The sequence below is a fragment of the Streptomyces sp. CNZ287 genome (assembly GCF_007827615.1).
In genome coordinates, this window is the sequence record NZ_VISV01000026.1 from 54,533 (window position 1) to 74,070 (window position 19,538).

A 19,538-nucleotide genomic window follows, 5' to 3' on the forward strand; every position below is an offset into this window, starting at 1 on the left:
GCCGCCCGTCATCGTGGCGTGTACCTCGCCGCTGATGCCACCGTCGCCGTCGCCTCCCGCTCCGGCAACCCGGCCGTCATCGCCGCGCGGATCAGCGCCTCCGCCACCTCCCGGCCGTGGCCCGTCTCGTACACGCGGCAGGCTGCCCAGAACAGGCGGGCGTTGCGTTCGCCGGGGCGGGAGGCAGCGACGAAGCGGATCAGGGCGTCCGGCCGGCGTTCTTCTCCCGGGGGGTGCGGGGGCGGCGGCGGGGGGTCCGGCGGGGGCGGGGCGAGGAGGCGGAGCAGGGCTCTCGGGACGGGGGCCGGGACGCGGGCCGAGCGGGGGGCCAGGCGGTACGTGCCGTGGAGGGTGCGGGAGCCGGGTCCGGCGAGGTAGCCGCCGGTGCCGCGGACGTCGACGCCGGGCGCCAGGCGGCCCACGGAGTTGGGGACCGTGTGGTCGGGGTGGCCCGTGAGCCAGATGTGACGGCCGCCGCCCGGGGTGAGGATCACCACCGTCGGCGGCAGCACGATGCCGTGCGCCGTGAGCAGCGACTCGAACAGCCCTCGCGCATCCGTCCCCGGTTTCACGTCGAGGTCCAGCCCGATCAGGTGATGCGGCGGCCGGCCGCAGGCGATCCCGTACCCCGTCGCCCAGGGGGCGGCGGCGAAGAGGGCGTGTATCGCGGCGGTGTCCGTCGTCGCGTCGTACACGCCGTGGCCGATGCGCCCGCACTCCCCGCGGCAGGGCACCCGCGGCCAGTCAGCGTGGTGCGGGGAGCGGACCGCGGGCTGTTTCGCGCGGGACAGCGGGAAGACGGGCAGGCCGCGGCGGGCGGCGGCCAGCGCGGTGGTGAGGGCGTGGCTGTGTACGGAGCTGTCCATCCCTCCAGTCTCGTACAAGTGTTCGATACGCGAAAGTGGGCGGCTGTGCGGGTTTACCCGCCGCCGATCATGCCTGCGGGGGAAATGGGTGCAGGTCCGCGAATGTCCGGGGGCGCGTGGGAAACGATGCTCTCGCGACGTCGCACAACCGCCGGAGAGCCGGCCGGACCCCGGCCCGCTCCCGGCAACGGAACCGTCTTCCGTTACATAGGAGGAAGCAGATGGCACGCACTCGCACGGCCCGCATCCTGGCTGCGGCAGCTTCACTGCCACTCGCTGTCGCGCTCTTCGGAGGGGTCGCGCACGCGGACAACGGGGCCGGAGCGTTCGCCAACGACGACTCCCACTCCGCGGTCGTCGGCCAGCTTGGCGGCGTCGGTGACGACAACTTCGGGAACAACGCCCAGACCCAGCAGGTCAACAACGGCGACGGCGGCTACAACGAGTCCAACACCGCCAACGTCCAGGGCTTCGGCAACACCGTCGACCAGTCGGACACCGTGATCGCCTTCACCAACATCTGGTAAGGCTCACGCAGTTCGGGGTGCTCATGGGGATGGCCGCGCGGCCGCACCGTCACGGTGCGGCCGCGCGGTCGCGTCCGGGCCCCCCCCGGGGGGGGTGTCCGGCTCGTACGGGCCCGGGCGTGCCGCGTACGTCCCGCGCCCCCCGCCGTCCCGCGTACGGGCCTCCCGCCCGCTGGCGCACCGCGCCCACGCTCTACGGTGAGCCGCACGTCGACCCCGCCGCGTGGCGGCCGCACCGCCGGATCACCAGTACGCGGGCATGGTCGAGGAGCGGCACGGCGGCAAGCGGATCGTCATCGACCGCAACGTCGTGGACGCGCCGGTCGCGATCATGGGCCCCCGGACGTAGTACCCCGAAGGGTCCGCCGGCCGGCCCTCCACCTACGGGAGGTCCGGCCGGCTCGGCACCTACTCCCTCGGGTGGAGCCCGCATCGCGACCTACGGGCGATCCGCATACCCGGGTACCGCTCCTAGCGTGGAGCCATGTCCACAGCCAGCACCACCGACGCCCCCGCGGCGGCGGACACCGCACGACCGCCCCTGCCGACCTTCGCGGCGTACGTGCACCTGCGCGGACCGGTGCTGCTGCGCACCGCGCGCTCCCTCACCACCAGCCCGTGGGACGCCGAGGACCTGCTGCAGACCGCGCTGGCGCAGACCTATCTGGCCTGGGACCGGATCGAGGACCCGCGGGCCCTCGACGGCTACGTACGCCGTGCGCTGCTCAACACCCGCACCTCGCAGTGGCGCAAGCGCCGCGTCGACGAGTACGCCGCGGGCGACGACCTCCCCGAGCCCGCCCCCGTGCCCGGCCCCGACCCGGCGGAGCACCAGGCGATGCGCGACGCGATGTGGCGCGCGGTGCTGCGGCTCCCGGAGCGGCAGCGGGCGATGGTGGTGCTGCGGTACTACGAGGATCTGAGCGAGGCCCAGACGGCGGCCGTGCTGGGGGTGTCGGTCGGGACGGTGAAGAGCGCGGTCTCGCGGGCGCTCGCGAAGCTCCGGGAGGACACGGGGCTGGGGGAGATGGCGCAGGCGGCCTAGGGGCCTGAGGAGCGTGCCGCGGCTTGTCGTACGGGCCGCACGGCTGCTCTCGTATGAGCACGCGCGGGGGGCCTGCGCGGGAGACGTACACGGGGGTACCGGGGCGGACAGTCACCCCCTCCCGAGGTAGTGACAAGGTGCCCGGTCGCCACCAGAATCAGCGCCACCGTCTACTGGCGCGTAACCGCTGCGTGTCTCTGCGTGTCTTACCCCCGGGAGGCCCTCCGTGCTGAGCACGATGCAGGACGTACCGCTGACCATCTCGCGGATCGTGACCCACGGCTCGACCATCCACGGCGCCGCCAGGGTCCTCACCTGGACCGGATCCGGCGAGCCACCGCGGTCCAGGACCTACGCCGAGGTCGGTGCCCGCGCCGCGCAGCTCGCGTACGCGCTCCGCGACGAACTCGGCGTACGGCAGCAGGAGCCGGTCGGCACCCTCATGTGGAACAACGCCGAGCACCTGGAGGCGTACCTCGCGCTGCCCGCCATGGGCTCCGTGCTCCACACCCTCAACCTCCGCCTCGACCCGCGCCAGCTCGTCTGGATCATCAACCACGCCCGCGACCGCGTCCTCCTCGCCAACGGCACCCTCCTCCCCCTTCTCGCCCCGCTGCTGCCGCACCTCCCCGCCGTCGAGCACGTCGTCGTCGCGGGAGCCGGCGACCGTACGGCCCTCGACGGCACCCACGTCACCGTCCACGACTACGAGGAACTCCTCGCCGGCCGCCCCGAGTCGTACGACTGGGCCGTCCTCGACGAACGCGAGGCCGCCGCCCTCTGCTACACCTCCGGCACCACCGGCGACCCCAAGGGCACCCTCTACAGCCACCGCTCCGTCTACCTGCACTCCCTCGGCGTCCTCGCCGCCGAGTCCTTCGGCATCACGGTCCACGACCTCGCGCTGCCGATCGTGCCGATGTTCCACGTCAACGCCTGGGGCCTGCCCCACGCCGCCTTCATGGCCGGCACGTCCCTGCTGATGCCCGACCGCTTTCTCCAGCCGGGACCGATCGCCGAGATGATGGAGACCTGCCGGCCCACCATCAGCGGCGCCGTCCCCACCATCTGGCAGGCCCTGCTCAACGAGCTCGACGCCCGCCCCCGCGACGTCTCCTCCCTGCGCACCGCCATCGTCGGCGGCACCGCCTGCCCGCCCCAGCTCATGAAGGGCTTCGAGGAGCGGCACGGCATCCGCGTCGTGCAGGCGTGGGGCATGACGGAGACCTCGCCGCTGGGCTGTATCGCGCACCCGCCGGCCGGTCTCGAACCGGCGGAGGAGTACCCGTACCGGCTGAAGCAGGGCCGCTTCCCCGCCACCGTGGAGGCGCGGCTGCGCGGCCCCGACGGGAGCCTGCTGCCGAAGGACGGCGAGTCGGCGGGGGAGCTGGAGGTACGCGGGCCGTGGATCGCGGGCGCGTACTACGGCGGCGCGGACGGGGAGCCGTTCCGGCCGGACGACAAGTTCAGCGAGGACGGCTGGCTGCGCACGGGCGACGTCGGCACGATCACGGCCGACGGCTATCTGACGCTGACGGACCGGGCGAAGGACGTCATCAAGTCGGGCGGCGAGTGGATCTCGTCGATGGAGCTGGAGAACCATCTGATGGCCCACCCCGACGTCGCGGAGGCGGCGGTCATCGCCGTACCGGACGAGACGTGGGAGGAGCGGCCGCTGGCGGCGGTGGTGCTGCGCGAGGGGGCGGAGGTGACGGACGAGGAGCTGCGGACGTATCTGGGGGAGCGGATCGCGAAGTGGCAGTTGCCCGAGCGGTGGGCGCGGATCGGCGAGGTGCCGAAGACGAGCGTGGGGAAGTTCGACAAGAAGGTGCTGCGGCGGCGGTACGCGGACGGGGAGCTGACGGTGACGCGGCTGTGAGCGGGCCGGGGGCGGAGGGTGTGCACCCGCGGCCGGCCACTGTGCCGGCTACGTGGTGCCGATCTTGGCCAGCAGGTCGACGATCCGGTTCTGCACCTCGGCGCTCGTCGACCGCTCCGCCAGGAACAGCACCGTCTCCCCCGACCGCAGCCGCGGCAGTTCCGCGCGGTTGATGTCCACGGCCGTGTAGACCACCATCGGGGTCCGGTTGAGCATCCCGTTCGCGTTCAGCCAGTCCACGATGCCCGTACGCCGGCGGCGGATCCGCATCAGGTCCATCACGACCAGGTTCGGCCGGAAGCGCGTCGCCAGGTCCACCGCCGCCTCGTCCGACGTGGCGTGCATGACCTGCATCCCGCGCCGCTCCAGTGTCGCCGCCAGCGCGTCCGCGATGTCGGGGTTCTCCTCGAAGAGGAGCACGCGCGGCGGGTGCTGCTCGCTGTCGCGCGGCGCCAGCGCCTTCAGCAGCACCGCCGGGTCCGCCCCGTACGCCGCCTCCCGCGTCGCCTGCCCGAGACCGGCCGTGACCAGCACCGGCACGGACGCGGCCACCGCCGCCTTGCGCAGCGACTGCAGCGCGGTGCGGGTGATCGGGCCGGTGAGCGGGTCCACGAAGAGCCCCGCGGGGGAGACGGAGATCTGCGCGTCCAGCTCCTCGCGGGAGTGGACGACGACGGGGCGGTAGTTGCGCGCGGTCAGCGCCTGCTGCGTGGCGGCGTCGGGCTCGGGCCAGACGAGCAGCCGGCGCGGGTTGTCCAGCGGCTCGGGCGGCATCTCGTCGTCGAGCCGCAGCGGGGTCGTCTCGGGGTCCTGCGCGGCGACCTCGATGACGCCGTGGCGCCCGTCGAGCGGCTCGGGGCCCTCGGCGGCGGAGGCGTCGGGGGCCCCTATGGCGAAGGCGCGCCCGATGGCGTCCCGCCGGGCGGTGGTGCCGGGGCGGGGCGCGGGGCGGTGGGGCGCGTGAGGCGGGTGCTGAGCGTGCTGCGTGTGCTGCTGCTGGGGCGCATCCGCGGGGGGCGTGTCGCCACCGCGCGGGGGCGTGCCGTCCCCGGGGGACCCGGCGCCGAGACGGCGCCGGCGGCTGCCGGTGTGCTCGTCGGCGGAGTCGTACGGGTCGTGGGTGGGGGCGTGCGCGGGGGCGCCGGCGTAGGGGTCGTACGCGGAGTCGTGGGCGGGGTCGTACGGGTCGTGGGGGTCGTGGGGGTCGTGGGCCGGGGCTCCGGCGGGGGCGTTCCGGCCGTGGGTGCCGGTGTGCTGGCCGTGGGTGTCGCGGGGGTCCCGGGGAGTGTCCTCGGTGCCGTTCTGGGGACCCGGGCCGTTCCGGGGGCCTTGGCCGCCTTGGCCGCCTTGGGTGTCCTGGCCGCCCTGGGAGGACGGGCCGCCCCGGCCGCCCTGGGTGCCCTGGCCGCCTTGCGCCGGTGAGCCGGGCTGGTCGACGTAGGCGACGCCCTGGCCGAGGGTGCGCACGCTGATGGGGCCCGACTGCTGCGCCGGGAGCGCCGGCATCGCGGGGGTCGCGGCGGAGCGGGCGAAGCGGGTGGCGCCGCCGCGGCCGGCGGGGGCCTGGGCGGAGCCGGACGCGGCGGGGCGGGATCCGGGGGCGTCGGCGGGGGTGGCCTGGGCGTGGGCGGGGTCGGGGGCGTTGCGGGGCGGCCCCTGGGGCGCGGCCACGGGCGGGGTGTCCTGCGCGGGGACCGTGGGCGGGGCGGGGGTCGCCTGGGCGGCGGCGGGGTCGGCTGTCGCGCGGCGCGGGTCGACGCCGCGGGCGGGGGTCTGCATCCCGTGCCGCGGGTCCACGGGCGCGGGGGTGTGGCCGGCGGCGGGGGCCTGGGCTGCGGGTGCCTGGGCGGCCGGGGCCTGCGGGCCGTGCTGGCGCGGGACGTTGCCGCCGTGGGTGCGGGGGGCGTCCTGCGTACGGGGGTCGTGCTGGGCGGGCACGGCCGGGGCGGGGGTGCCGCGCCGGGGCTGCGGGGCGTCCGTAGCGCCGTGGCCGGGGTGCGGTGTCTGCGAGGTGCGTACGGTACGGACCTCGCCCGTGTCGTCGCCGTCGGCGGCACCGCGGTCGCCGTCGTGGGGGTAGGGGCCGGTGTCGGGGTCCTGCACGGGGCGGCCGGTGCGCCGGCGGGGCCGGGGCGCGGCATAGGGGGGCGGGGCGTCGTCGTAGCCGCCGGGGTTCTGGGAATGGGGGTAGGGACCGGTGTCCGGGTCCGGGGTCGCGGGACCGGGGGGCAGCGCGGGCGCGCCCTGCGGGGCGTCGGCGGGTGCGGCGGGGCGGCGGCGCCGTCCGGTGGGGTGCTGCGGCTGCGCGGGACCGACACCGCCGGGAGGCACAGGGGTGCCCTGGTTCCGTACGGCGGGGTCGGTGGTGCCCTGGGGCAGTTGCGGGGCCCCGGGGTTCTGCCCGGCGGGCAGGGCGGCGGGATGCCCGGCCCCGCCCCGGCGCCCGGCGGGATCGGCGGGCTCCAACCGCCCGGCGGAAACCGCGTCGTCGGTGCCGCCCGGGGCAACGGAGGGCCCGCGTCCGGCACTTGCGGGCTCGTCGTACGCCCCGGCCGGGCCGCGGGGGCCGTCGGGTTCCGCGTATCGGCCGGGGTCGCGCTGCGCCCGAGCGGGGCCGCGGCCGGGGGCGTCGTCGTACGCGCCGCTGCCGGCCGGGTCTTCGGGGTCACCGGGGCCCGCGTAGCCGGTGTCGTCGTAGTCGCCGGGGGCGGGCGCCCCCGCGTATCCGCCGGAGTCGTTCCGCATACGGGACCGGGCGTCGCCCGGGTGCGCCGCGTCGTCGTACTCGCCTGTGACCGGGTCGCCGGGGTCGCCCCGGCCCGCGTAGGCGCCCGGGTTGCCGCGTGCCCGGGGGCCGGGCGCGGCCGCGTTGCCGTACTCGCCCGCGGGGGCGTCGGGGTCCGCGTACCCGCCCCGCTCGTCGCGCACACCGGGGCGGCCCGCCGGGGCGTCGTGTCCGCCGGCCGACTGCCGCGCACGGGAAGGGCCGCGGCCCGCGTCGTCGTACTCACCCGGGCCCGCCGTGTACGCGGGCCCGCCCCGGCGACCGCGCGCCGGGTGGCCGCCCGGGGCCGCCGGGTCGTCGTACTCGGCGGGGTCCTGCGGTTCGGCGTGGCCGGGGGTGTGGCCCGTACGCGAAGGGTGGGCTGCCGGCTCGGCGTGCGCACCCGGGCCCATGGGGGCGCCGGGGCCGGTGTGCGCGGTGGGGCCGCCGGGGGGCAGCGGGCCGGGACCGGCCGGGCCGTTGGGGCCGACCCGTCCGCCGGGGCCGCCGGGCGCCGCGGGGCCGACCGGCCCGCCGGGCCCGCCCGGACCTGCCTGACCACCACCGGGTCCGCCGCGCCCTCCGGGGCCGCCCGGACCTCCGGGCCCCATCGGGCCGCCCGGACCTCCGGGCCCCATCGGGTCGTCCGGCCCCATCGGGTCGTCCGGTCCCTCGGGTCCACCCGGGCCGTCGAACCCGCCCTGACCGCCGCGCTCTCCGGGGCCGACCGGAGCGGTCCGCCCCTCGAAATCGGCCGGTCCGCCCTGCCCGCCCCCGGATCCTTCCGGCCCCGCCGGGCCGCGTCCCACGGGCCTGCGGCGGGCGCCCGTCGTGGGGTCGCCCGACTCGGGGCGGTCCTGCTGCGACGGGCCGCCCGGGCCCTGGCCCACGGGCCGGCGGCGACGGCCGCGACCCTGCGTACCGGGGAGGGCGTGCCCGACCGCCGCCGCGCCGGTGTCCACGACGCCGGCCCCGCCCGCATCGCCCGTACCGCCCGCCGCTGCGACGGCCCCGGCCTCCGCACCGTCCGGCCCGCCGTCCCGTGCGCCGTCCCGTGCGCCGTCCGCGCCGCCGCCACCCGGCGCCGGCGCACCGCTCCCGCCGTCGTACGCGCCCTGCGCCCCCTCCGGCACCGCCCGCCGCCGGCGTCCACCGGCCCCGCTCGTGCCGTGCGGCGGCGTCGGGCCTCCGGGAGCCGCCTGCCCGGCGACGCCGCCGACCGCCTCGGGCGCCGCCGCACCCTGCGGCGTACCGTGCCCCGGCGTGTGGCCCGGGTCCTGGACGACCGCCGGCCCGCCGGCCTCCGCCGCACCGGCCCCGCGACCGCCTGCCGCATCCGCACCGCCGCGCCCCGCACCGTCATGCGCGCCCTGCCCCGGCGGCAGCCCCGCCACCGCGACGCCCTCCGCGGGCGCCCCCGCACCGTCCCCGCCGGGCCCACCGGGAGCCGCGGCACCCGCCGGCACCCCCGCCGCCGGTGTCGCCCCGCGCCGGCGCCGGCCCGTACCCGTACCGCCGACACCCGTACCGCGCGGGGGTGTCCCCGCTCCGTCGCCCGGCTGCTCGGCCGGGGGAGCGGCACGCCGCCGCCGCCTACCGCCCGTACGCCCGGCACCGCCGCCGGAAGCCCCGCCTCCGGCCGTACCGTCCGCTACGCCGCCGCCCGTACCGCTCCCGGATCCGGCGGACCGGCCACCCGGCCCGGCCCCGCCCGGGGCACCACCCGACGACGCAGAAGACCCCGGCGTCCCCCTCCCCGGTGCCTCCGCGCCCGGCATGACCGTCGTCTCGTTCCCCGTGTCCCGGCCGCGCCCCGACGTCTCCCGCCCCCGCGCCACCCGCGCCGCGGGCCCCGCCGCCTGCACCGGCACCTCCAGCAGATACGCGCCGCCGCTCTGCCCCGGCACCTCGTGCGTCTGCAGTATCCCGCCGTGCAGCAGCGCCACGCCCCGCGCCAGCGGCTCGTGCACCGACCCCGCCCCGGCCGCCGCCCCCGTACCACCGGAACCGCCCGCGGTACCGGCCCCCCGCGGCCCCTGCACCTCTATCCGCACCACGTCGCCCCGCCGGGCCGCCGCCACCACCACCGGCGCGTCCGACGCCCCCGCCGTCCGCTGCCCGGTGGCGTCGATCCCCGCGACCTCCGCGATCAGGTGCGCCAGTGCCAGCGCCAGCCACCGCCCGTCCGCCTCGATCTCCATCTGCGGCGCATGCACGACGAACTGCGCCCGCCCCGGGCCGATCAGCTCGTCCGCACCCTCGGTCGCGGCGTGCACCACGTCCTCGAGGTTCACCGTCTCCACCGCGAGCCGCGCCTTGCCGGAGTCCAGCCGCTGGAAGTCGAGGACGCTGTCGATGAGCGCGGTCATCCGCCCGTAGCCGGCGGAGAGGTGGCGCAGCGTCTGGTTGGCCTCGGGCCAGAGCTGCCCGGCCGGGTCGTCGACGAGCGTGTGCAGCTCCGCGCGGAGCGTGTCGAGCGGGCCGCGCAGCGCGACGTCGAGCACCGCCTGCAACTGCGCGAGCCGCGCCTCCAGCGCGTCGCGCCGCCGCCGGTCGGTGAAGGCGAGGACGGCGCCGACGAGTTGGTCGCCGTCGCGCACCGGGGCGGTCGTCATGTCCACCGGCACCGGCTGCCCGTCGCGGCCCCAGAGCACCTGGCCGCGTACGCGGTGCTTGCGCCCCGAGCGCAGGGTGTCGGCGATCGGGGTCTCCTCGTACGGCAGGGGGGTGCCGTCGGGGCGGGAGTGGTGGATGAGGGGGTGGAGGTCGGCGCCGCCGAGTTCGCTGGCGCGGTAGCCGAGGATCTGCGCGGCGGAGGGATTGACGAGGACGACCTTGCCGGTGGTGTCCGTACCGACGATGCCCTCGGCGGCGGCGCGCAGGATCATCTCGGTCTGGCGGCGCTGCCGGTGCAGCTCGGCCTCGATCTCGGCGGAGCCCGTGAGGTCCCGTACGACGAGCATCAGCAGCTCGTCGCCCGTGTAGTGGTGGCCGGGCGCGTACGGGGACTCGCCGCCGGGACCGTCCTCCAGGTCGGCGCTGGTGACCTCGGCGGGGAAGGCGCTGCCGTCGGTGCGGCGGGCGGCCGTGCGCAGCGGCTTCGTCCGCTCCTCGGGGCGCAGCCCCGCGTCGGGCGCGACGGAACCGGTGGAGTCGCCGCGGGGGCGGCGCATGGAACCGGGGATGAGCTGCGGGTCGAAGTCCGGCAGCAGATCGAGCAGCCCGCGGCCGACGACCGCCGCGCCCGGCCGCTCGAAGGTCTCCAGCGCGACGCGGTTCGCGGCGACGACCGTGCCGTTGGTGTCGACGAGGAGCAGCGCGTCGGGGAGCGCGTCGAGTATGGCGGCGAGGCGAGCAGCGCCTCGGGATGGCCGGCTGCTCACGACGAACTTCCTCCTCGACGACCGTTCTTGCTGTGCGGTGCGGCCGGCCTTCGCGCCGTCGCGCTTCCCGTACGCACCGCGTACACCCCGTGCGCGCCGGTGGCCGTGCCACGAGAGGAGTCTACGGTCCCCCGTTGCCCGGGGGACGGCGGATGAGAATCGTCACGCCGCCACCACAACTCCGCGGGGTGCCGCCGGGGGGCGGCCGGAGGGGTCCCGGGACCGTGCCGTCGGCCGGCGGTACGGGCGGCACGGCCCCGGGCGTCAACTGCCCGGCGCCGGGGGCAGGGTAGGGGAAGAACGGGACCGGGGGACGGGCGGCACGTAGACGGAACGTGACGATTCCGGCGGCCGGCCGCGGGAGCCGCGCGCCACCGCCCTGACGCATGTCGCGCCGCCGTTCGTGCCGCCGGCTGGTCGTCGGCGGTTTCTTCACCGGCTGGACACAGGTCCCGGTCCGGCGGGGCGCGGGGCGTGGAAGCACACCGTGCGTCAAAAGCGCCCCGACGCAACACATCGCCCGTACCCGCCGACGCCCCCCGGCTCCCCGCCCTCGCCGTACCTCTGCCACGGGCGAATCTGCCCCGGGCAAAGATCCCTCCCCTTCCGGCCGCCTCCGGCCGACCGTGGAAGCACGGCAAGCAGCACCCGTCCACGAGGGAGGCACGATGACACCACCGGCCCGCACCGCCCTGACACCGCGCGCGGAAGAAGAGGACTCACCGCCCCCGTCGAGGTTCGACGACCACCTGGCCGCGCAACTCCTCGGCCAGCGCATCGTCCTCCTCGGCACGGAGGTGACCGACGCCTCCGCGAACCGCGTCTGCGCGCAGCTCCTCCTCCTCTCCGCCGAGGACCCGCGTACCGACATCGCGCTCTACGTCAACAGCCCCGGCGGCTCCGTCCACGCCGGTCTCGCCATCTACGACACGATGCGGCTCATCCCCAACGACGTGGCCACGCTCGCCATGGGCTTCGCCGCCAGCATGGGGCAGTTCCTGCTCACGGTCGGCACGAAGGGCAAGCGCTTCGCACTGCCGCACGCGCGGATCATGATGCACCAGCCCTCCGCGGGCATCGGCGGCAGCGCGGCCGACATCGAGATCCAGGCGGACAACCTCGCGTACAGCAAGACGCTGATGGAACGCCTCCTCGCCGAGCACACGGGCCAGGACCAGGCGACGATCTCGCGCGACGGCGACCGCGACCGGTGGTTCACGGCGGAGCAGGCGAAGGAGTACGGGATGGTCGACCAGGTCGTCGAGTCGCTGGCCGACATCCGCCCGGCAGGTTCGAAGCGACGGATGGGGCTGTGACCATGAGCCAGTACACGATCCCGAACGTGGTCGAGCGCACGGCGCACGGCGAGCGCGCGTACGACATCTACAGCCGGCTGCTCTCGGAACGGATCATCTTCCTCGGCACCGAGATCGACGACGGCGTCGCGAACGTCGTCATCGCCCAGCTCCTCCACCTGGAGTCGGCGAGCCCCGGCAGCGAGATCTCGATCTACATCAACTCACCCGGCGGCTCGTACACCTCGCTGATGGCGATCTACGACACGATGACGTTCGTCGGCGCCCCCATCTCCACGTACTGCGTCGGCCAGGCGGCGTCCACCGCGGCGGTGCTGCTCGCGGGCGGGGAGAAGGGCCGCCGCTTCGTCCTGGAACACGCGCGGGTCCTGCTGGGCCAGCCGGCGAGCGGCGTGCGGCGCGGCACGGTGTCCGACCTGAGCCTGGAGGCGAAGGAGATCCTGCGGATCCGGGCGCAGATGGAGGAGGTGCTGGCGCGGCACACGGGCCACGAGGTGGCGACGCTGCGGGCGGACACGGACAGGGACAAGGTGTTCACGGCGCAGGACGCGGTGGCGTACGGCCTGGCGGACCAGGTGATCAGCAAGCGCCACCTCTGACGGGGGCCGGCGCGGCGGGGGCCGCCCCGCCGCGCCGCCGCCCCGGGGGGATCAGGCAGCGAGCCGCACGTCGCCCGAGCGCGAACGGGCGCTGGGCAGTTCGGTGACGGAGGACAGCCCGGCGGGCCGCTCCCGGTCCCGCCCCCGGTCGCGTACGGCGGAGAGGCGGACGATCTCGCCGTGGACGAGCACGAGCAGGTCGGCCAGCCGCAGCCCGAGCGCCTGCGCGGCGGCGGCGAGGACCTCGGACGAGGCTTCCTTCAGCCCGCGTTCGACCTCGGAGAGATACGGCATGGAGATCCGCGCGGCGTCGGCGACGTCCTTCAACGTACGCTCCTGGGCCAGCCGCTCCCGCCGCAGCACACCCCCGACGACCTGCCGCCACAGCGGCTCGCGCCCGTCGCCCGCGTCGGGCGCGGGGGGGCGCAGGGGAAGGACGCGGGCGGGGCGGTTCGGCGCGTGGTGGGTCACGGTCTCAGCGTAGGCGGGCGGGGCGAGGAGGGAAGGGGCGGGCGATCTGCCAACGGCAGAATCGCCGAAGGCGAACGGAGGGGGAAGGTCCGGTACGGAGGGGAAGCCCCGTACGACGAACCCCCCGGGGGCGACCCCGTAAGCCCCGCGCCTCCCTGGACCACGCCTCCCCAAGCGGCGCCTCGCCGGGCGAAGCTCCCCGGACCACGCCTCCCCGGACCACGCCTCCCCTGCCGCCACTCACTCGCGCCCCTGGGCCTCCCGGGCCGCGTCCTCGACCCGCCGCCGGTAGGACTCCCACCAGGCGCGGTCGCCGTCCGGCATGTTCCCGTTGCCCAGCCGCATCCCGGCGGCGCCGTCGACCAGCTCGCGGACGATGTCGGCGTGCCCGGCGTGCCGCTGGGTCTCGGCGAGCATGTGGACGAGCACGCGATGCAGCGAGACCTCGGCCCGGTCGTCGGGCCAGTGCGGTACGCGCCCGAGGTCGTCCAGGGCCAACGCCTCGATCGTCGCGTCGGAGTGCGCACAGGCGCGCTCGTAGAGGTGGACGATGTCCTCGCGGGACTCGTCGGCGGTGGCCCACATGTCGACGTTGGGCTCCTCGGCGTCGGGACCGTCGAGCCAGGGCACGGTCTCGCCGAAGGGCCGCCCGAAGGTGTCCGCGAAGTATGCGGTCTCGCAGCCGATCAGGTGCTTGACGAGCCCGAGCAGGTTGGTGGCGGTCGGCGTCAGCGGACGCCGCACCTCGTACTCGGACAGCCCGTCGAGCTTCCACAGCAGCGCTTCGCGGGCGGCCTGCAGATAGCGGTGGAGGTCCGCCTTGTGATCGGTGTCGGCCATGCCCACCAGCATCGCACTGCACGGACGGATGCCCACCATCCGCCCGCGCCGGGGGCGCCGGCAGTAGGATCGGGGGCATGTACTTCTTCCACCTGCGCTAGGCGCCGTCGGCGAGGCGAGGATCCCCCGTCGCCGACGAGGCGGGGCGGCGTGGCGCCGTCCCGGGCCTTGGCGTGGGAGAAGAACAGTCATCATGCGCGACGACGCACACTTCGTCGCTCGGTGCGCCCGCGGTCTGGAACCGCAGCTGGCGGCCGAGATCCTGCAACGCGAACTGGGCAGCATCACCGCGGTCGGACACCGCTCCGTGCACTTCAGGGCCTGGCGCCCGTACGACGCGGGGGTGACGGGCCTGCGGACGGCGGACGACGTGTTTCTGCTGGCGGCGAGGGGGAGAGACGTAGGAACGAGAAAATCGGCGGTCCCGGCCCTGACGGAACTCGCCGCGGAAACCGACCCGGCGGGACTGCTGGACCACCGCGACACCCTGGCAGGACAAGGCACCGTGAACCCGCAGGGGGTGGAGGTATCGGCGTCCTTCCTGGGGAGGCGGAGCTTCAACAGGTACGACGCGGAGGACGCGGTCGGCAACGCACTGGCGGCGCGCCTGAAGGTGCCGTACCACGCGCGCCGCACGAAGGGGGCACCCCCGCCGGACTACGCGTCGTGGCGCCTGACGCTGGACGGCACCGAGGCGACGCTGATGCTCCGCATCACCCCGCGCCCGCTCCACCGCCGCCCGTACAAGCAGGCGACGGTACCGGGAACGCTGCACCCGCCGCTGGCGGCGGCGATGACGAGACTGGCGGACATCGGCCGCGGCCACACGGTCCTGGACCCGTGCTGCGGCGCGGGCACGGTGCTCATCGAGGCGGCACTGGCCCACCCGGAGGCGGGGCAGTACCGGGGTTTCGACATAGACGAGACCGCACTGAGGGCGGCAAGCGCGAACAAGACGAACGCATCGCTCGACCGCATCCGCCTGGAACGGGCGGACGCGGGCAGACTCCCCCTCCCGGACGGGACGGTCGACCGCATCGTGTGCAACCCTCCGTGGGGCACGCAGGTCGAGGCAAAGGCCCGGTTGGCGAAGACCCCCACGGCCTGGTGGCGAGAACTCCACCGCCTCCTCACCCCCACCGGCGCCGCAGTACTCCTCCTCCCCACCCCAACCCCCTTGTCCCCCGCGATCCAAGCGGACCTACTCCCCACCCACACCCAACGCATCCACCTCTCAGGCACCCCCACGTACGTGGTGAAGCTGGAACCGGGAAAGCCGCGGTGAAACGGCTGGACCGCGAACGGCGAGAAGGAGGCACACGACTACGTGTCGCCGCGGTCCCGCTGAAGAAGGGGACCGCGGCGGGTGGCTGGTCTACCCGGTGATTTCGACGGTGGCGTCACCACTGATCGGCGTGTGCCAGTCGTCGCCGGCGTAAGACACCTCGTACGTCACCGGACCGGGCTCGCCGGGCCGGTCGGTGAAGGAGAACGTGCCGTTGTCGTCCACGGTGACGCTGCCGCCGGGGAAGCCCTCCGGGTGGCCGTTGTCGTAGCGGGTCACGGTCACGGCAGTGCCGGGACCGAAGGTCCCTGCCGGAGCCAGGGCGCCGGTGACGGTCAGCTCCCTGTTCTTCTTCGAGGTGTCCGGAGCATCGAGCGTCAGAGCAGTCTGCGCGGTCCCGAACCCGCCGTCCAGCGCGTGGAGCGAAAAGTTGTCGGCGCCCCGGCTGACCACGAAGATCCGGCTCCGGTCCGGAACCCAAGCAACCCCGCGGGGCGGGAGATAGCTCGACGGATCCAGATCGAGGTCGACGCTCTGCAGCGGAGCGTACGCTCCCGGCTTGAACACGTGCAGGTCGTCGCCGTCGGACAGGTAGGTGCCTGCGGCGACGGTGCCGTCGGGTGCGATGTCGACGGAGTTGGCGCGAGCGGGCGTTGGATAGGCGCCGCGGAACGACAGGTCATCGATATCGAAGACTTGGACCTGGGTCTCGGGGAACACATCGGTCGCGGGCACGAAGCTCTCACCGTCCGCGCTCACCGCGAGATCCGTCAGGTAGTCACTGCCGTCGGGTCCGAAGTCACGCTGCTTGCCCAGCAGTTGCGCGGTACCGGTGCTGACGTCGTACGACCCGATCGAGGCCGGCGCCAGATTCTTCTCCCCGGCCACGAGCCGATCCGGAGCCGCGGGCGCCGAGGCGAGCAAGGGCGCCGAATGCCAATTCCCGCCCTGCCCTGTCTGAAGCACGGGCTGCGCACCCGACAGGTCGAGCGATCCGATGTCGCCAGGCGCCAACGGATCGTCACCGTTGTACCCGAACCAGATCTTCCCCCCGGCCGGCGCCAACGACACGGGCGTGCTGCCCTCTGTGGCGTAGCGCGCGGCCTCCACCAGCGTCCCTGTGTCAATCGCGGCGATGGCGTCGGCATCCCTGAGAGCCACGTAGACGGTGCGGGAGTCAGGTGAAAGCGCAAGCCCGGAGGCGCCAGGCATGCCGGTCAGGTGCGCAACGGGTTGCCCCTCGTAGTCCGTCACCAGGACGCTGTCCCCGGTCGGATCGCTGAGGAAGACTCTCTGACGACTGCTCTCGACCACCATCTCCCAGTACGACGAGAGGGGCAGCCCGACCGCCGTCGCTCTCGCCGTAGCGGGTGTGGCGGTGGCAGGAGTTGAGGGAAGCGAGAGCGCGAACGAGCTGGCCAACGCGGCGAACCCGATGCCCGCCACGCGTCTGGGTAAGCGAAGGATGGGTGACCTCCTGCTGCTACGAAGGGGTCTGCCGCGATGTGCGACAGAATGACGCGTCCATACCATCCCTGCGCCACTCCTTCGGAATCCGTTACTCCGCTTCCAGGTCAGGAGCCAACGCCCCCGCGGGACCCGCGCCCGCGGACAAGAACCAGTCGACTGCCCAAACGCAAGGTCTACGCCGAGGCGAGTCACGAAGGGGCACGGCTGCGGTCGGAAACCAGCCGAAGGGCATGGGGGTGGCGGGACGACCCCTCGCTGTACGGCATGCGAAAAGCCCCGCAGATGTCGTCTGCGGGGCTTCTACCTGTGCGCGCTCGGCAGGATTCGAACCTGCAACCTTCTGATCCGTAGCTCAAGCCAGACCGGTTACCTGAGGTCATAAACGTAGCTTCACGGTCTCGGGCGGACACCGCTGGGCACGTGAGGTTGCTGTGGTTGCTGTACTCCGCTGCTGTACTGCTGACTGGGAGGGAGAACGCAGTCAATGAGGATCTTCAGGGGGGCGCATGCAGTGGTCGACGCTTCTGGCGACAGCCGTGGGTACGGTGCTTGGTGTTGTAGCTACCTTGGTTGCTGATCAAGCCCGCTGGCGCGCGAAAGATCGGAGCGAGTTCATTTCCTTGAGGCGGTCGCAGACCGCGTTACCCACTCTGCTGTTCCGGTAGCCATGAACCTCGGGGGTATGCCGAAGTAAAGCAGATATCTTGGGCCCTGGCGTGGTATGTGCCGCAAGCCACCCGCGAACCCAAGCCACCGTTGTAATAGGGCTGGGGCATCAAGACCTCTTGCCGCGACCACCATCGGCTGCTGCGGATAGCCCCGGGCTACGTCGCATACTGTGGCTGATAATCGCTGGGATCTCGCCTAGGAGTTGTGAGGTTCACGCTAGACTTGGGTCTTGCCATGGGTGAATGCCCAGGCATGACCTAGTCGAGTTCGATGCCACCAACTGTGACCGCAGTGCGTCCAGCGGGTTCTGATGTAGTTAGGAAACGCCAAGCGACCGCTCTGTAAGCGGGTGCCTATGGATTGTGCACGCATACTCGAGTTCCGTCGTGGCAGATCGACAAATCTGCCACATGACGCCTCGCCTCCTGCTAGTGTCATATTCGGAGACTGCATCGTGACATTTATGGGAGTGGATGGTGACGACAGACCGAGACGTTGAGAACGTCGAACAGGCACCCATTGATCGAAAGAATCTTCGTTTTACGAGTCTGCGGGTAGGGAATTGGCGAAATTTCACAAATTTCTCCGTGGAGCTGCGCCCAAGGATGTTCTTGGTTGGACCTAATGCCTCGGGGAAGTCCAACTTCCTAGATTGCTTTCGATTCTTGAGCGACATCGTTTCTGTCGGTGGAGGGTTTGAAGCTGCGGTAGCTAAACGTGGCGGCGTGAGTACGCTAAGGGCGCTGGCCGCCCGGCGCTACTCTTCGATCTCATTGCGCGTAACCATAGGCAATGACTCCGTTCCAGATGAGTGGACGTACGAACTCCAATTCAAGCAGGACAATAATCGACGGCCAGAAATTGAATCAGAAGTTGTAAAATACCGAGGAAGAAGCATCATTGAGCGGCCGGATTCTGAAGACGAATCCGACCCTGAAAGGAAGAAGCAAACACATCTAGAACAAGTGAACGTGAATCGCAAATTCCGCACAGTTGCCGATTTCTTCGCGAGCCTAAACTATCTGCATATCGTTCCTCAGCTTGTGCGTGAACCGGATAGATCGGTGGGAAAGAAGAATGACCCATTCGGCGGTGACTTTCTGGAGCAGATCGCTCGCACGACTGTGAAAACGCGCGAGGCGCGACTCCGAAAGATCGTAAAAGCTCTAACAGTTGCCGTACCGCAACTGCAGGAACTAAAGCTAGAACCTGATGTCCGAGGGGTGCCACATCTAAAGGGAAAGTATCAGCATTGGCGCCCCAACGGAGCATGGCAAGACGAGTCGCATTTCTCTGACGGGACGCTACGCCTGCTAGGACTTCTTTGGTCGGTGACAGAATCCAAAGGGCCCCTGCTGTTGGAAGAGCCCGAACTTTCTCTCCATCCCGAGGTCGTCCGGTTTATTCCCCAGATGTTCGCAAGGGTGCAGCGTAGGTCTACGCGGCAAATTCTTGTCAGTTCTCACTCCACAGAGATTTTGAGTGACCCAGGAATTGGGTCAAATGAGGTACTAGTGTTGACCCCAAAAAATGAGGGTACCTCCGTTCATGTACTTTCTGAGATGGAGGACATTCAGGCGCTCGTCGAGGCAGGTGTTCCTCTCGGGGATGTCCTGAGGAAGAGCACAGCTCCACAAGATGCTGGGCAAATCAGCTTTTTCGGGGGATAGCTGTGAACCAGGTAATTGCCGCGGTAGAGGGGGTCTCAGATCAGGGTGCCGTACGCGCAATACTTAATGAGTTTAACCTCAGCGTTCAAATGTTCCAAGGGGGGAAGGGGAAGAATGATCTTTTAAAGAAATTGCCCGCATATAACAAGGCTGCGCAGCATATTCCTTGGTTTGTTCTTGTAGATATGGACTCAGTCGATGGGTGCGTTGCGGAAGAGAAGGCTAAATGGCTTCCCATTCCTTCGGAGTATATGGTTTTCCGCATAGCCGTAACGGAGTTGGAATCATGGCTTCTGGCTGATCGTGAGGCCATGGCGGAATTCTTGAGCGTCCCCTTTAATAAGATTCCGAATAATCAGGATCAGCTAGGTAACCCCAAGCAGGAAATAATCAACCTTGCGCGCAAATCGCGACGGCGGGATATTAGGGATGGTCTCGTGCCGGATCAAAGATCTGGGGCATCGATTGGGCCGACTTACGCCTCTGATATTTCTAAATTCGGCGAGCAAATGTGGCGACCGCGAGTGGCTGCTCAAGAGTCACCAAGTTTGGCGCGCTGTCTATACCGAGTAGAGGAACTGGCGCGCAGCTTGCGAGGCTAGGAGGGTCGGTGGAGCGGGTTTGGGCGGGAGCTGCTTTGGGGTGAGAGATCGGGGGCTCTTAAGCTGACCGCGCTCGGGCTGGCTTGTGGCCTGCCCGTTATGGACCGAGGTGGGCCCCCGATCTTAGAGGCTCACCCCAAAGTGGCTGCCTA

Annotated in this window: 14 protein-coding genes; 9 read left to right on the plus strand and 5 right to left on the minus strand. The window is 72.2% G+C overall.

All coding sequences use genetic code 11. The annotated features are described in order from the left end of the window. Window positions 1-8: 8 nt before the first annotated feature. The gene (locus FB457_RS32410; protein ID WP_047016686.1) at window positions 9-866 is read right to left on the minus strand and encodes a bifunctional DNA primase/polymerase; all 858 of its coding nucleotides are present in this window, start codon (window positions 864-866) and stop codon (window positions 9-11) included. A gap of 221 nt (window positions 867-1,087) precedes the next feature. On the opposite strand from FB457_RS32410, the gene FB457_RS32415 reads away from it, so the two are divergent. The 4 genes from FB457_RS32415 to FB457_RS32430 all read left to right on the plus strand — a co-directional run bounded on the left by FB457_RS32415 (window position 1,088) and on the right by FB457_RS32430 (window position 4,317). Next, window positions 1,088-1,393: a hypothetical protein gene (locus FB457_RS32415; RefSeq protein WP_173534859.1), complete on the plus strand. Its 306-nt coding sequence runs from the start codon at window positions 1,088-1,090 to the stop codon at window positions 1,391-1,393. 223 nt (window positions 1,394-1,616) lie between these two features. Further along, window positions 1,617-1,742: a hypothetical protein gene (locus tag FB457_RS32420; protein ID WP_486589220.1), complete on the plus strand. Its 126-nt coding sequence runs from the start codon at window positions 1,617-1,619 to the stop codon at window positions 1,740-1,742. A 135-nt stretch (window positions 1,743-1,877) separates the two neighbouring features. Further along, window positions 1,878-2,438, plus strand: a complete 561-nt coding sequence (locus FB457_RS32425) for a SigE family RNA polymerase sigma factor (RefSeq protein ID WP_047016684.1) — start codon at window positions 1,878-1,880, stop codon at window positions 2,436-2,438. Window positions 2,439-2,664: 226 nt separating this feature from the next. Further along, window positions 2,665-4,317, plus strand: a complete 1,653-nt coding sequence (locus tag FB457_RS32430; RefSeq protein WP_047016683.1) for a long-chain fatty acid--CoA ligase — start codon at window positions 2,665-2,667, stop codon at window positions 4,315-4,317. A gap of 48 nt (window positions 4,318-4,365) precedes the next feature. On the opposite strand, the gene FB457_RS32435 is transcribed toward FB457_RS32430, so the two are convergent. Next, window positions 4,366-10,464, minus strand: coding sequence for a PAS domain-containing protein (locus tag FB457_RS32435; RefSeq protein ID WP_145784185.1), 6,099 nt, complete (start codon window positions 10,462-10,464; stop codon window positions 4,366-4,368). A 668-nt stretch (window positions 10,465-11,132) separates the two neighbouring features. Between FB457_RS32435 and FB457_RS32440 the strand changes: the two genes are divergently transcribed. Both FB457_RS32440 and FB457_RS32445 read left to right on the plus strand, forming a co-directional pair. Then, a complete protein-coding gene (locus FB457_RS32440) occupies window positions 11,133-11,780 on the plus strand; it encodes a ClpP family protease (RefSeq protein WP_047016681.1) in 648 nt (215 codons plus the stop codon). 2 nt (window positions 11,781-11,782) lie between these two features. Then, window positions 11,783-12,379, plus strand: a complete 597-nt coding sequence (locus FB457_RS32445; RefSeq protein WP_047016680.1) for a ClpP family protease — start codon at window positions 11,783-11,785, stop codon at window positions 12,377-12,379. A gap of 51 nt (window positions 12,380-12,430) precedes the next feature. On the opposite strand, the gene FB457_RS32450 is transcribed toward FB457_RS32445, so the two are convergent. Both FB457_RS32450 and FB457_RS32455 read right to left on the minus strand, forming a co-directional pair. Continuing rightward, window positions 12,431-12,850 (minus strand): helix-turn-helix domain-containing protein, encoded by a 420-nt coding sequence (locus FB457_RS32450; RefSeq protein WP_052770347.1) that lies wholly within the window; start codon window positions 12,848-12,850, stop codon window positions 12,431-12,433. A 240-nt stretch (window positions 12,851-13,090) separates the two neighbouring features. Beyond that, the gene (locus FB457_RS32455; protein ID WP_047020096.1) at window positions 13,091-13,690 is read right to left on the minus strand and encodes a DinB family protein; all 600 of its coding nucleotides are present in this window, start codon (window positions 13,688-13,690) and stop codon (window positions 13,091-13,093) included. Between the two features lie 193 nt (window positions 13,691-13,883). Between FB457_RS32455 and FB457_RS32460 the strand changes: the two genes are divergently transcribed. Further along, window positions 13,884-14,975 carry a methyltransferase domain-containing protein gene (locus FB457_RS32460; protein WP_047016679.1) on the plus strand — a complete coding sequence of 364 codons (1,092 nt, stop codon included), beginning with the start codon at window positions 13,884-13,886 and terminating at the stop codon, window positions 14,973-14,975. Window positions 14,976-15,065: 90 nt separating this feature from the next. On the opposite strand, the gene FB457_RS32465 is transcribed toward FB457_RS32460, so the two are convergent. Then, window positions 15,066-16,292, minus strand: a complete 1,227-nt coding sequence (locus FB457_RS32465; RefSeq protein ID WP_145784186.1) for a YncE family protein — start codon at window positions 16,290-16,292, stop codon at window positions 15,066-15,068. Between the two features lie 1,295 nt (window positions 16,293-17,587). On the opposite strand from FB457_RS32465, the gene FB457_RS32470 reads away from it, so the two are divergent. Together FB457_RS32470 and FB457_RS32475 are read left to right on the plus strand one after the other, a co-directional pair. Next, on the plus strand, window positions 17,588-18,784 hold the full coding sequence (locus FB457_RS32470; RefSeq protein ID WP_078898315.1) for an AAA family ATPase: 1,197 nt from the start codon (window positions 17,588-17,590) through the stop codon (window positions 18,782-18,784). Between the two features lie 2 nt (window positions 18,785-18,786). Beyond that, a complete protein-coding gene (locus FB457_RS32475) occupies window positions 18,787-19,386 on the plus strand; it encodes a hypothetical protein (RefSeq protein WP_145784188.1) in 600 nt (199 codons plus the stop codon). Window positions 19,387-19,538: the final 152 nt, after the last annotated feature.